9 protein-coding genes and 1 pseudogene are annotated in these 13,830 nt (G+C 62.1%); 1 reads left to right on the top strand and 9 read right to left on the bottom strand.

The window, feature by feature from the left end; translation table 11 throughout:
• Positions 1-127: 127 nt before the first annotated feature.
• Entirely contained in the window at positions 128-2,317 is a 2,190-nt protein-coding gene (locus ABIA90_RS26810; RefSeq protein WP_354121804.1) for a hypothetical protein, read from the bottom strand.
• A gap of 833 nt (positions 2,318-3,150) precedes the next feature.
• Between ABIA90_RS26810 and ABIA90_RS45630 the strand changes: the two are divergent.
• Positions 3,151-3,634, top strand: a pseudogene (locus tag ABIA90_RS45630) (chloride channel protein); the annotation flags it as partial.
• A 324-nt stretch (positions 3,635-3,958) separates the two neighbouring features.
• On the opposite strand, the gene rfbG reads toward ABIA90_RS45630, so the two are convergent.
• The 8 genes from rfbG to asnB all read right to left on the bottom strand — a co-directional run bounded on the left by rfbG (position 3,959) and on the right by asnB (position 13,829).
• Entirely contained in the window at positions 3,959-5,032 is a 1,074-nt protein-coding gene (gene rfbG / locus ABIA90_RS26800; protein WP_354121805.1) for a CDP-glucose 4,6-dehydratase, read from the bottom strand.
• Positions 5,029-5,799 (bottom strand): glucose-1-phosphate cytidylyltransferase, encoded by a 771-nt coding sequence (gene rfbF / locus ABIA90_RS26795; protein ID WP_354121806.1) that lies wholly within the window; start codon positions 5,797-5,799, stop codon positions 5,029-5,031. The genes rfbG and rfbF overlap by 4 nt, the downstream gene beginning before the upstream one ends.
• A gap of 1,413 nt (positions 5,800-7,212) precedes the next feature.
• Positions 7,213-8,409 carry a glycosyltransferase family 4 protein gene (locus tag ABIA90_RS26790; protein ID WP_354121807.1) on the bottom strand — a complete coding sequence of 399 codons (1,197 nt, stop codon included), beginning with the start codon at positions 8,407-8,409 and terminating at the stop codon, positions 7,213-7,215.
• Positions 8,402-9,334 (bottom strand): NAD-dependent epimerase/dehydratase family protein, encoded by a 933-nt coding sequence (locus ABIA90_RS26785; RefSeq protein WP_354121808.1) that lies wholly within the window; start codon positions 9,332-9,334, stop codon positions 8,402-8,404. Before ABIA90_RS26785 ends, ABIA90_RS26790 begins: the two co-directional genes overlap by 8 nt.
• A 2-nt stretch (positions 9,335-9,336) precedes the next feature.
• On the bottom strand, positions 9,337-10,146 hold the full coding sequence (locus ABIA90_RS26780; protein WP_354121809.1) for a class I SAM-dependent methyltransferase: 810 nt from the start codon (positions 10,144-10,146) through the stop codon (positions 9,337-9,339).
• Positions 10,147-10,174: 28 nt separating this feature from the next.
• Positions 10,175-10,798: an acyltransferase gene (locus ABIA90_RS26775; protein ID WP_354121810.1), complete on the bottom strand. Its 624-nt coding sequence runs from the start codon at positions 10,796-10,798 to the stop codon at positions 10,175-10,177.
• A 103-nt stretch (positions 10,799-10,901) separates the two neighbouring features.
• Positions 10,902-11,987 carry a glycosyltransferase family protein gene (locus ABIA90_RS26770; protein ID WP_354121811.1) on the bottom strand — a complete coding sequence of 362 codons (1,086 nt, stop codon included), beginning with the start codon at positions 11,985-11,987 and terminating at the stop codon, positions 10,902-10,904.
• A gap of 3 nt (positions 11,988-11,990) precedes the next feature.
• Entirely contained in the window at positions 11,991-13,829 is a 1,839-nt protein-coding gene (asnB, locus tag ABIA90_RS26765; RefSeq protein WP_354121812.1) for an asparagine synthase (glutamine-hydrolyzing), read from the bottom strand.
• Position 13,830: the final 1 nt, after the last annotated feature.

The raw sequence follows: 13,830 nt of genomic DNA, 5'->3' as shown, positions 1-13,830 counted from the left end.
GACATTGCAAACGTACCATTCGATATCATCGCCGCCCCGGTAAAACCAGCGCGTCGTCAAGGCGCGGCTGACACCGCCGCGAGACGACGCAGTCGCGGGCACCGCGCTGGGCGCCCTCTTGCCCGCATCAGCGACGTTGCAAATAAATCAATCGGCCGCCAGGAGCGACTTCCGCGACGTAGCTGCGCTCCAAAGCACTCAGGTCGATCGCAATATTGGTTCCCAGCAGGCCAGTCTCCGCTGCGTTTCCGAGCGTCGTCCCGATGAAGAGCTTCTTGGGGCCTCGGGTCACCAGGAACACCATCAACCGTTCCAGGTCGACGCGGCGGATGAGTTCAGCAACCCCTGGCCCTTCGAGCGCCGCTCTCGTGGCCGTTTGCCCGTAAAGAACACCTTGATCCACGGCCACGATCCCAACATGTTCGCCAGGAGAGCTTTTTGAACGAACGAATTGAATGTCTGCCAGGATATCCTTGTTCGCCTGCAATGGAGCAGACCTCGCCCGCATCACATTTCCGGCGATTCCGGGTAGCGATGCTCCAAAAAAGACGGTGGACATCGCAACCGACAGCAACGCCACCCCATCAACGACGCGACGTTGCAGCTGCCCGTACGCCGAAAGAAGCGTTCGATCCAGGAGAAAGAAGATCAGAATGATGCTCGGCCACATCACCAGACGCAGAACCAAGATGTGCGAGCGTCCGACGAAGTAGACGGCCAAGCAAATTCCGAGAGTGGCGAGATAGGCCGCCAGCTCCAGGCCGGGGTCGCGGGTTTCTCCCCGTCCTGCCGCAACGGCGGCGAGAAACAATGTCCCGAACAGGGTGACGGCGTGAATCGTCCAATAACTAGGAAAAGCCGGTATAGGAATCATGCCGAAGCCTGTCATCGCGAACACTTGCTGAAATACAACAAGATTGCTCAGTTCGACCGGTCTGCCGGCCTTGAGATGAAGGTAGGCGATGAAGACGACAACGAAGAGCACGCCGCCAGCGATGTAGCTCGTCAGGTTCATTGCCGAGCTCAACAGTTCAGCTCGCTCTCGCCAACGCCTCGCCGTAAATCTATCGAGGGTCACGAACGCGGCCAGGGACAACACGACAGCAATGCCGCTTTCCAAATTCCACGCGAGTGCTGCGCCAGCGAAAGCTCCGGCAGCAAACGCGGAGGCAGGCGACGATACTCTTTGAACCCATGCCGCGACGAGAAGGCTGAGCGCCGGAAAAAAGAAACGCAGCGGAAAGTACTGAAGAACAGGATCCACATTGTCGAACTGCAGATTGAACGCTGCCGCCATCACAAGACATATCGAACATCCCACCAGAATCAGCGGACTACGAATGAGATCAGCGACGAAATGAAATAACGCCCACAGGGCCACTATCAGGACTAGTGCAAAAACGGCAGTCACCACCGGGATGGTGCTACCAAACATCTTGAGCAGCGGAGCCAAGAACTCACCGTAGCAACCATATTGAGGGAGCACTTCGGCCAAACAGGTGCTCCCACCTGCGATTCTGATGACGGACGAAGTGACGGCTTCATAGTGCGAACTGATCGGACCGCTATAAAGGAGGCTGGCCTCGGTCCACACCCGCTGAAGCAGGATTAGCGCTGCCGCGACAAAGAGTAATGCGGCCATGGCAAGACGGGCCCATCGCGCTTGCAGTGGTATCTTAAGCGCGTAAGCCGCTCCGGCAAGAATGAGAGCTAGCACGGTACCGATGATTTTTTGCCTATCCCCAAATGCACGCTCCGAAATCAGGACAACGCCGGCAACAATCAGGATCGACCAAAACACTGATGAGGGATCAACGGCAAATCCATGACAGCGCGCGGACGCCGTCGCAACGCCGATCAATAGAAGCACCGCTGTCAAAGTTAGTCCGACAAACAGGAATGGATCCTGAGGCTCCGGAAACACACCTGCCGTGTTGGGCAACAACAACGAGCGCGACAACTCAATGACATCAGGATTCACTGGGGGAGCCACCGCCCGAAGAGCGTACCCAATCAGGACCATGGCTGCACAAAGCAACCAGAATACCGATAACGAAAAGGAAAATCGGCGCACTAAACCACCCTCTCTGAGCCACGGGCGTCTGTATACGCTGAAGCGAAGTACATCAAACAAGATCTGCTCAGATTGGCGCTCGTCCGGGCTCATCACGGCTGGTTCAATGCGTCGGTGAAAGCCCTGGTACAGGCAGAATGGGATGTTTCCACGCGAAAATGCAAGGTCCGCCGCGGCTATTGCATAACCATAACTCTCTCGGCATAGTTCACTGTAGTGACTTGCGATCTGTTCGATACTCACCTTGATCTCGGTAAACCTGCTGAATGGTCGAGGATACCTCAATGGTCAAGCACACCTCGACGACAAGATCGCACCCGATCTATTCATGTGTATTAGGACGATTGCGATGGGATGCGCTGTCTTGTCGGTCGCCGTTACATCCAGAAACTTGGCAGGGAGCTCAACGAGGCCGACGTGCCCTGCGGACCGATCCACGACCAAGTTCGAGGACGCGCAGGTCAGGCATCGCGCAGGACGTGCCAACCACGGACAATCGTGACATCCGCCCGGTCGGCCAGTCCGTCACACTGTCGCGCACGCCGAGCAAGATCGTAGCGCCGCCGCCGCAAGTCGGCGAGCGGACCAACGAAGCTCCTCGCCGAGTTCGGCTTTGATCAAGAAGAAATTGCAACTCTAAAGGCCGCGATGGTCGTGTGACCTTCGACTAATCGCCGAGGTAAGCGAGACGACAAAATGCGTGCGCACCCGGCAACTCCGCGCTACCGTGATGCTTTTTCGCTCGTAGCTCGGGAATCAGCTGACGCGGGGCGAACCCACCGGCTCTCGGGTCGGCAGTGGCTCACTGAGGTCTCGAGCGCAGGGAGCACCGGTTCGAACATTCGAAGTCGAGGTGACTTGGGTTAAGTTCACGCAAGAGGACAAACCGCCCAGAATCGGCGGCGCAATGAGCCTAGTTGCCTTCAGGCTTGCGGCCATTGGGAACGCCTGCATCTGGTCAAAGCGTTTGCCTCGACATTCCTTGCTGTCCATCTCTCATCCTATGTGATTCATGCTTTGGTTTAAAGCCCATCTGATGGAGCGAACACCACGCCACGACGGTCCTGATCCTGCTCGTGAAGTCGGCGATCTGGATCGTTGCCCTGGCATCGGGCACCTCCGGCGGCGTCCTGGCGCCGCTTCTCATTTTCGGCGGCTGCGCCGGCTGGCTCGAAGGACATGCTGCCGGGCGCGCATGGCACGTGGGCGCTCATCGGCATGGCCGCAATGATCGGCGGCACCATGCGCTCACCGCTGACTGCGATCCTGTTCGCCGTCGAGCTGACCGGCGACTTTGCGATGCTTGGACCGCTTCTGATTGCCACGAGTGCGGCTTATGCGCTCACCGTGTTGCTGCTCAAGCGCTCGATCCTCACCGAAAAGATCGCGCGGCGCGGCCAGCACGTCGTGCGCGAATACGGCATCGACCCGTTCGACCTGCTTCGCGTCAACGACGTGATGGTGAAGGATGTCGATACTCTGCCCGCAACGATGACCGTCGGCGAAGCGGTATCGTTCTTCTCCGGCGGAGAACGACGTCACAAGTCCTATCCGTTGATCTACGCCGGCGGGCGGGTCTCCGGTCTCGTTGGCCGCTCGGACGTCCTGCGGTGGCGCGCGGAAAGCGCCAACGGCCGCGACACCCTGTTCGACTGCGCCTCAGACCGCTCGCTCACACTCGGCTATCCCGACGAGCCCGTGTCGCATGTTGCCGATCGGATGGTTCTGGCCGACGTCGGGCGGGTGCCAAATCGTCGAGCGCGCGACCGGGCATCTCGTCGGCCTGGTTGCCCGCAGGGATCTCCTGCGAATTCGCGCCACCGCAAGATCGGTCGAGACGCGGCGGTCCGCTTTCTTCGGCGCCGGCCGCCGCGAGCCGTCACATCACGCGACCGTCCTCGACGACGCGCCGACAACCTGATCGAGCTGGTCGAGCGAGAATTTGCGCAGGTCCCGGCCCTCGCGCAGCGCCTTGTACCAGTCGACGGTGAGGCGCAGGCCCTGGGCCAGGTCGAGCCGCGGGGTCCAGCCGAGCTCGCCGCGCGCCTTGGCGCAGTCGAGCCTGAGATAGGCGGCTTCGTGCGGATGCGGGCCGGCATCGGCCGTCCAGCGGGCGCCGTCGCCCCACAGCGCGATCAGATGTTCGACCACGGTCCCGACCGGCACCTCGCTTGCCGCATCGGGCCCGAAATTCCAGCCGCCGATGAAGTGCTCGTCGCCCGCCAGCCGCTCGACCAGCTTGAGGTAGCCGAGCACCGGATCGAGCGCGTGCTGCCACGGCCGCACCGAATTGGGATTGCGGATGCGCAGCGCCTCGCCCGCGAGGAAGGCCTGCATCGCGTCGGGCACCAGACGGTCGCGCGCCCAGTCGCCGCCGCCGAAGACGTTGCCGGCGCGCGCAGTCGCGACACGCGCCGCGTCCTTCGCATTGAAGAAGCTGTGGCGATAGGAGTGCGTCACGAGCTCGGCGCAGGCCTTGCTGTTGCTATAGGGATCGTCGCCGCCGAGACGATCGCTCTCGCGGAAGGCCGCGCCCGTGCCGTTGTTCTCGTAGCATTTGTCGGTGGTGACGATCAGCATCGCCTGAAGCGAGCGCAACTGCCGTGCCGCCTCCAGCACGTGCACCGTGCCCATCACGTTGGTCGCAAACGTCTCGACCGGCTCCTCATAGGACGGGCGCACCAGCGCCTGCGCGGCCATGTGGATGACGATGTCGGGATCGGCCTCTGCCATTGCGCCGCGCAAGGCTGAGAGATCGCGGATGTCGGCCACGCGGTGCTTGATGTCGTCGGCGATGCGCGCCGTCACGAACAGCGCGGATTGATGCGTTGGCGGCAGTGCATAGCCGTAGACAGTGGCGCCGAGACGACGCAGCAGCAGCGAGGCCCACGCACCCTTGAAGCCGGTATGCCCGGTCAGAAAGACCTTCTTGCCGCGCCAGAATGCCGGATCCGTCACCAGACCCTCCATTTGGCGCGGTTGCCCGCCCACTCGGCCTCGAGGAAATTGCGATCGCGCAGCGAATCCATCGGGTGCCAGAAGCCGGGATGCACATAGGCGCGGAGATCGTCCCCACCCACGAGTTGCTCCATCGGCTCGCGCTCCCAGATCGTCTTGTCGCCGCCGATGAGGTCGCCGACCGACGGCGACAGCAGGAAGAAGCCGCCATTGATCCAGCCACCGTCGTCGTTCGGCTTCTCCTCGAAATTGACGACCCGGTCCCCCTCGATCGCAACCGCGCCGAAGCGCTTTGCAGGCCGCACCACCGAGACGGTGGCGCGCCGTCCATGCGCCTTGTGGAAAGCGATCTCGGCGGCGAGGTCGATGTCGGCGACGCCGTCGCCATAAGTCAGCGCAAAGAAGGGCTCGTTCGCGACGTAAGGCAGCACCCGCTTCAGCCGCCCGCCGGTCTGGGTGTCCTCGCCGGTGTCGACCAGTGTAACCCGCCAAGGCTCGGCGGTTTCGCGATGCACCTCCATCCGGTTTTCGGCCATATGAAAGGTCACGTCAGACATGTGCAGGAAGTAGTTCGCGAAGTACTCCTTGATCATGTAGCCCCGGTAACCAAGACAGATCACGAAGTCATTGAAGCCATAATGACTGTAAATCTTCATGATGTGCCAGAGGATCGGACGGCCGCCGATCTCGACCATCGGCTTCGGACGGGTGCTGGTTTCCTCGGCGATTCGGGTACCGAGACCTCCGGCAAGAATTACGACCTTCATTGACCTCTCCAGACGGGAATACGCATTCCTGGCAACTTCTATACAAACCGGCGGCAACCGGGAAAATCCATCTCCGCGAGAGGTTTAAAGGCAATATCTTAGCTGGAGCAACCCTCTTGGCATTTCCCCTGTAACCGTATGATGCTGACAGCCTCTTCGAGAACCGATCGTGCCTTTAAATGGCTGCGAGACCGCGGAATCTTCGTGGACCCGGGCAGCGGCTTCATCGGGTAGCAGGCCTGCGAAAGGCCGCTCGAGGCTAGCGCCGAGGACGGCTCAGCTGACAGGTAGTCCACCAGTAGCCGGCGCAACATCGCTCACCTGATCGCACACCCGCTGTTCGAGCGGCCTAGCACGACATCACCGCGCTACTATAAAGCGAAATTTACAAAATATTCAACCGAAACTGCACGGCGCCTTCATCACCGGCAGACCGCGCCGAACTCGGCCGGCTGCGCAATGACCTGGTCTTCGAGCGGCGCGCTCACGGCGCCGACACCGCAAAGTTACGGAGCGCGATCGGCGGCTATGTCGAGCAGCTGACAGGCGACCGAACCACGCTGCACACCAAAACCCACAAGTACGGATACGAAGCCCCCGAGCAACTGAGTCCTTGGCTACGGCTGCTTTGGAAGCCGTGAAGCCTGGTCCTCTGCTAAGCAGATCGGTGACTGCTGGTAAGCTCTTACACAATTCGCGTACATTCGCTTCTCTATCAGGTCGTCAAAAAGGCCGACCACAGCGAGTAATGAAAGCCCCACGCCCGCCGCCATCGCAGCCGCACAAATCACTGCGTGCTGCACCTGCGACGTAAGGGAGAACTTCTTGATCACGACTAAAGCGGCCTGCTGTTTGGATCGATAAATAACAGGTTCCGATTGACTATAAATTCAGTGTGCGCCTGCACTCCAGGAACGCCCCAGCCCTATTTTTGTTCCGCGCGCGGAACTATCTGCAAATGGCGAGTTTCGGAGATTCGAATGAATGCTCCAAAATCGAGCTAGGACACCTCCCGATTGAAATAGTGTGGCAACTGTCGGAATTGACTAGATACGTTATCGGAAGGCTATCAAAGCCTGACAACGCCCTCCAAGCGCGGACAGCAACCCGTAAATTTCCCAAGGAAGGCCCGCCTGCGCGAGCAGACGGGTCCCGGCTTATCGCGCCGCTCAAGGCACCAACGCATCAGCCCTAGCCGGCAGCACACGGGCAGAAGGCCGATCAGGCGCACTCGCCGTCCTGGCCCTGGGCAACCGTGCTGCATCAGGGCTGCCGCAGCGCTTCGTGTTGATCTCCTGCAGCACGCTGCCTCACGTTCTGCTCAACACCCCGCTCACGGTCACCCTGCTCAGCCACGGCACCGCGTTTCTCTTCCTGCTCTGGTACGTGATGCCGCGAAGCATCTTCGAGCGGCTAGGGACTTCCCGGATTTTTCATCACGTCCGCGGTAAGCCGGACGAAGTCCGCAACGAACGCCTTCACGCGCTGCTCGACGTCAGGCAGCAGGCCCCGGACGGTCGCAGGATCCGCTGATTGCGCGACCACCGCCATGTGATCGGCAAGCGCCGCGGAATCGCGGATGCCGAAATACCGGGCGCGGCCCTCGGTCTGTTCGCGATGCACATCGAGGTCGGACAGCAGCATCGGGACACCAAACGACTTTGCTTCCTCGACGGTGGTGCTCCACCCCTCGCACTCCGACGGATTGATCAGCGCCATCGATGCCCGCAGCAGCGCGTAGACATGATCCAGCGGGATCATTCCGAGATGCCGAAAATTCTTCTCCAGGCCGCGCGCCTTGACCGCCCGCATCATCGCCTCGAAACGGCCGGGCTCACGAAAATCCAGCGTACTTCCCGACGCCACGACGACGACGTCCAGCCCCCTGCGTTTCAACAGGTCGAGCGCATCGACGACGAGTTGATGATTCTTGTGACGCCAGAACTGGTTTGGAAGATAGAAATAGTGCGGCGGCAGGCCGTAGCTTGCGATCACCTCGGACGGATTCGTGGTCAGCAGGCCAGCCGGCGGCTCGGTCGCAAAGCGGACCACGGAGACACCGTTCGACAGGCCCGGATAGAATCGCTTGAGATCGCCGAGCGCGGTGGCGCTGCTCAACATGATGTGGCGACCGGACGCAAGCTGGATCCGAAAGCCGATATCACGCCGCCAATAGGCGCTCCTGGAGAAAAGATGCGGAAGCAGGCGGTGCTGGAAATCCGGAAACCAGGCGACCGCCGGGAACGGCAGGCGCCAGCCGAAGAAGCGCGCGGATTCGAACACCAGGTCGATCTTGCGAATCCTGAACTCGGCGACGGCGGGTCCATCCAGGCCAAAGGCGATCGCGCGGGCGAGATCCGTCGCACGGGCAAGACCAGTTGCTGCGTGATCGAACACCGGCGAGCGCACGATCTCGGCGGCGGGAATACTGGCCAGCGCCGCAATCTCCTCGGCATCGTCAGCGGTTCCGGCAAACAGCACGGGTGTCACCGCCCCCGGTGCGTACCTGTTGAGCGCGTCGAACAGATTGCGTTGATAGTTGTAGCCTCCCGCCCATAGACGGCGTGGAATGTTGGTGAATGCGATCCGCACCGGCGCGGGCTCAGGCACGGGCCTGGCCCCTGAACCATTCGACGTAGTCGGCGAGGCCCCGTTCCAGCGGAATGCGCCAATCGAAATTCATCTCGAGCACGCGCCCGTTGTCGGCCAGCAGGCTCGTCGGATCGCCCGGGCGCGCGACGCCGGAAAACTTCAGGGCCGTGCTGCTCCCCCAATGCCCGATCAGGCCATTGGCAATCTCGGCCACGCTCACGCCGCGCCCCGAGCCGCCATTGATCACGCCAAAATCGTTCTGCCACGATGCTTCCGCGACGCGCGCCAGCAAGCGAACGACATCGCGAACGTCGGTCCAGTCCCTGATCTCGGCTCCCGTCCCTCCGAGATTAAGCGTGCGCTGTTCGCTCCGCAGCCGCGAGCAGATATCCCAGAGCAGCTGCTTGCGCAGGTTGGGACCGTAGACCGAGAACAATCGTACGACCATGCAACGAATGCCGAAGCTCTGGACGTAGCTTCCACACAGCTGCTCCATCATCCGCTTGTGGTGGCCGTAGGGCGACATCGGCGCCAGCGCCGCGCTTTCGGGGATCGGACCGGTGTGATCGGCACCGTAGACCGCAGCGCTCGACACCACGACCAGCCGGCTCGTCGGCGCAAAGCTTCGAAGCCATTCAAGCAGGCGCGCCGTGCTGGCTACGGTCCGCGAAAAGTCCTCGAACGGACGCTCCATCGACAATCCGACGGACGATCCACCGGCGAGGTGGAAGACGTGTGACGGCAATCCGTGCGTGGCGGCGAGCGCGTTCAGGTTGGCCGCGTCGACCTCGCCATTGATCCAGGTCTGCAAGCCGAGCGCCCGCCCATCGGCCGGGTCGAGGACACCATGACCGACGCCATGCACCGCATGCCCGCTGCCCGCCAGCTCGCGGACGAGATGGCGGCCGATAAACCCGTTCGCGCCGGTAATCCACATCGACATCGCTAGACCTTGTGACAGACGAACGAATAGAGCCGGCCGGGCCGGTGGTCGAAGCGCTCGGCAAACGAGAGCAGGGAAGCGAACACGCGCTGCGAGGCAAACGCGGCGCGCCACAGCGGAGCAACCGGAATCTTCCGCGTCAATTTCTCGACCACCGCGGATCGCAGCGTCTGCGTCGTATACGGGAACAGATTGATGGGGCTTTGTAGCGGCGCCAGCGTCTCGACGGCAAAGCCGGCGGATTTCAGCGCGCCGGTATAGCGGTCGAGCAGGTAGGCATGCTCGCCGCCGTAAAGGTGATGCAGCGGGTGCTGATCGAGGAATTGCTGAAGATCGCTTTCCTTGCTGATCACGTGCTCGCGCGCGGCGATCAGCACGCCGCCGGGGCGGAGCACACGAAACATCTCGCAACAGGCCCCCTCGAGATCGCGCGTGTGATGCAGCACGGCACGTGCAAACACGACATCGAACGTCCCGTCGGCGAACGGAAGGCGCTCGGAGAACTCCTCGACCACGCGGATCGGCAGCTTCGCCTGCGCCGCCAGATCGCGGATTGCCGCGGCGCCAACGATCGCACTGCCATCGGGCTCGAGGGCGGTCACCTCAAATCCGCTGCGGGCCAGCGCATAGCTCGCAATGCCGCGACCGGCGCCGACGTCGAGTGCCGAGCCGGAGCGACCGGACAGCAACGCCGCAACCGCCTGCCATTCGGTGCTTCGAAAATAGCGCTCTGCAGCCGCAGCCAGCGGATCGTCATAGAAGGCGTCACGCACGAGCTGGCCTTGATCCGGCTGATTGCGCAGCCAAACCACGGCTCCTTCCCACGTTCGGAATTGCCGATCACCGGTCATCCGAGCGGAGCTCCTGTGCGAGAGCCTGTCGTTCCGCCGAGTCGTTATCACTCAGCATGCGAATGACCCGCGCCGGGTTTCCTGCAACCAGAGCATAAGGCGGAACGTCGCGCGTCACGACGGAGCACGCAGCAACCACGGCGCCCTCCCCGATCGTCACTCCCTTCAGAACAGTGACGTTGAATCCGATCCACGACTTGTCGGCGATCACAACCGGTGCGGTGGGAACGTGAGTCCAGGCCTTCTGGTTGCGGGCCCAATCACGTACGTCGTTGCGTCGCAGATCCCACTCGAGACTATGCGAATCGTGGTCGACGATGGTGGCGCCCCACGATACCAGCACGTCATCTCCGATTGAGACGCTGCGAAAGCAGATCAGATTGGACAGACCAATATAGGTCCGGCTGCCAATACGAATGTCCGCCCCTCCGTCCTCGAAAATGATATTGGCATGAACGATAGACTCGTCGCCAATCGTCAGCCGGTTGCCCCGAACACGACGCAGCCGCCGCCAAGCCACCGACGTTCCCTGCCCGAGCGTGACCGTGCCGGATCGCCAGCTTTTCCACCCCAGCAGGATATCCAAGCCGCGGATTGGGAGTGAAGCTGCCATCACACCAGCCTTGCCGTCGCAACATCGGTCGCAGCGCAGCCGGCCGCTGTCGCGCCATCACTCATGAGCGTCACGGCAAATCCACCGACGTGCATGCTTGCTCCTAGAGACGGCTCACGAGGCTTCTAAATAAGGCCCACTGTTGCTGTTTACTATACAATTCTCGGACCGCGGCTCGACCTCGTTCGGCCTTGGCCTTGATCTCCGTCCAGTTGCTTAGGGACGTCTCGATCTGGGCAAGGCAGTCGCTGCCGCCTTCGTAGGTCACGATTGTCTCGGAATCCATTCCCGCAGGATAGCGCCCGGCGTCCGACACCAGCAACGCACCACATCCCATCGCTTCAAAGCAGCGCATATTGCCTCGATCGCTGCCCGACATGTCGATCGCCCCGTTCAACACAATCTTGGCCGAGCCGAGCAGATCATAGAGATCTCTCCCGAACACCGGCGGCTGGGCAATTTTGGCGACCGCCTCCGGGCGGCGGTGCTGTCGCAGCGGCAGCAATCGTCCAATCGCGCTCTCCGCGAGCCTGGTCAGGCGCGACGCATCGAGACAAAGCACGATGTTGCGACCGCCCGCGAGACGCGCGACCTGCTCCAGCGTCCTCGCACGTGCCCGATGGTGCCGCGAGTAGCCGCCGACGAAGACGACGTCGATCGGACGTTCGCCGTGGCCATACTCGTCCATCGATGGATCATGCGCCGGAAAGAACGACTCGGCCCGGCATCCTTTGTCGCGCCACATGTCGAGAATCGACGGAAAGTTCCCAAGCACGGCGCCATAGGCCGTAAAATCGGCGTTTCCCGACGGCGCCGCACGCCAGCACAATGTGGTTTTCACGCAACCCGGCAGCTTGGCGACGAACGCACTCGGATAGCGGACCGGATCGAGGTTGTAGAACACCTCGCTGGCGTGATGCTCGATCTGCGCAAGCAGGATAGCCTCGAGCGTCGGCTCGCCCGACATGCCCTGCTCGCGCGCCCAGCGGCGCTGCAGGACCTCGTCGTCCCCGTTGGTGAAGAAGGCCTCCGGCGATCCATCGAGCACCGGCTGCAGGAAATGCGATGCACCGAAACGATCGTTCAGGAACACGTCTCGACGTTCCGCGAAGCTTTGGGTGCTTATCGCGAGCTGGTTCAGCCGCGGCAGATAAGATGGGTAAAGGCCGTAATTCTGGAACAGGCGCATCGTTCAGGCGTACCTTGCCAACATCCATTTCATGTTCAGATACGGCCAGATCCGCCCGACCGCCTCCCAGTCCCACGTCTTCGACGCTGTCAGGCGGCCGACCGCTTTGCGCAAGGCCGTTTCATCCACCAGTTCGGCAAACGCCGGCACATCCTGGTCGAGCAGATCCGCTATCCAGCCGGCCAAAGGTCCGTTCAACCATTCGGGCATCGGCGAATTGAAGCCGACCTTGCGGCGCGCCGTCCTGATCGATTCCGGCATTAAGTTGGCCATCGCCCGCCGGGCGACCGCCTTGGTATAGCCGTCTGCCGACTTGCTGCTCTCGGGAAGCGCCATGGTGTAGGTCACCAGGCGCCAGTCCATGAAGGGCATGCGGACTTCGATGCCGTGGGCCATCGAGAGACGATCGAAGTTGCGCAGGATGGTGGGCAGCACCGTGCTGTGAAACATGCGGTACAGCCGCCGGTTCAGGCCGCCCCATTCACGCGGCAGCACATCCTCCTCGGCAACCAGCGGAAGCAAGGCGGGAAGTTCGCGCAGGCCGCCACGCAGGAAATAGACGCCCTTGCGCTTGAGCGCCAGCATACGCAGGACATCCACGGCGCGCCGCGCTAGCGGCGATCGCGAGGCCAGGTCCTCCGCCGCGTTCCGGATCCGAAACGCAAACGCCTGCCCTTCTTGCAAATAGGCGCCCATCAACTCGTCCGCCCCGTGACCGTCGAGCGACACAGTCACGTCGTTCTGCCTCAATCGCCGGTAGATCAGCCACACCGCACTGGGCAGGCTGATATAGACGTCGTCGAGGTCGTCGAGAATCCGATCGAGGTCCGTCAGCGCGTCGCCCGGCCCGATTTCGAGGAAAGTCGGCGCGACCTTGGCCCAGGCGGCGGCCTCTTCGGCCATCGGCCGCTCGTCGTTCAAGGCGCCCGGGAACGTCGCGACGAAAGCGTGCCGCCACGCGGTACTATCGCGCGGCCCCATCCCGGCCTGCTCGTGCGCCGCCATGGTGCAGATCACCGCCGATGAATCGAAGCCGCCGGACAAGCAGGTTCCGATCGGCACGTCGCTACGCATCCGCAAGGCCACAGCATCCTGGAACAGTTCGCGGAAGCGGTCCCCACGTTCGGCTTCGGTGATCGGCACCGCCGGCAGATGGTCTACGGTCCGCCACCACCGCCGGACACTGACCTTGCCCTGGCGCAACCACATGCAATGGCCGCCCTGCAGACGGCGAACTTGGCGAAACAGCGTCCGCTCGCTGCCTTCGATCGCGAAGGCGTCGAGCAACAGTCGGCGCGCCACGTCCATGTCGACGGAAGCATCGATCAGTCCGCTCCGCACCAGCGCGCGCTGCTCAGAGGCGAAGATGAAACGATCCGGCGAGACGGAATAGAGCAGCGGCTTGATGCCGAAGCGATCGCGCGCGAGGAACAATTCGCGCGTGCTCGTATCGAAGATTGCCAGCGCCCACATGCCGTTGAAGCGCGGCAGCATGTCTTCCCGCCAGGCTTCCCAGGCGGCCAGGATCACTTCGGTATCAGACTGGCTACGAAACACCGCGCCCAGTGTCTCGAGTTCGCGGCGCAGCTCGAGAAAATTGTAGATCTCGCCGTTGAAGACAATGACGTAGCGGCCGTCCGACGACAGCATCGGCTGATAGCCACCCTCGCCGGGATCGATGATCGCGAGGCGGCGGTGACCGAATGCGAGAGTGCGGTCCTGACTGAACCAGGTGCCTTCGCCGAACGGACCGCGATGCGCGATCAGGCTGGTCAGCCGCGAGATGTCGGCCGGCTCGACCGCGTTGCCGCGCAAATTGACGATTCCAGAGATTCCGCACATG

It is taken from the genome of Bradyrhizobium sp. LA6.8 (assembly GCF_040547935.1).
GTDB classification, from domain to species: Bacteria; Pseudomonadota; Alphaproteobacteria; order Rhizobiales; family Xanthobacteraceae; genus Bradyrhizobium; species Bradyrhizobium barranii.
This window is presented reverse-complemented; position numbering and strand designations above follow the sequence as displayed.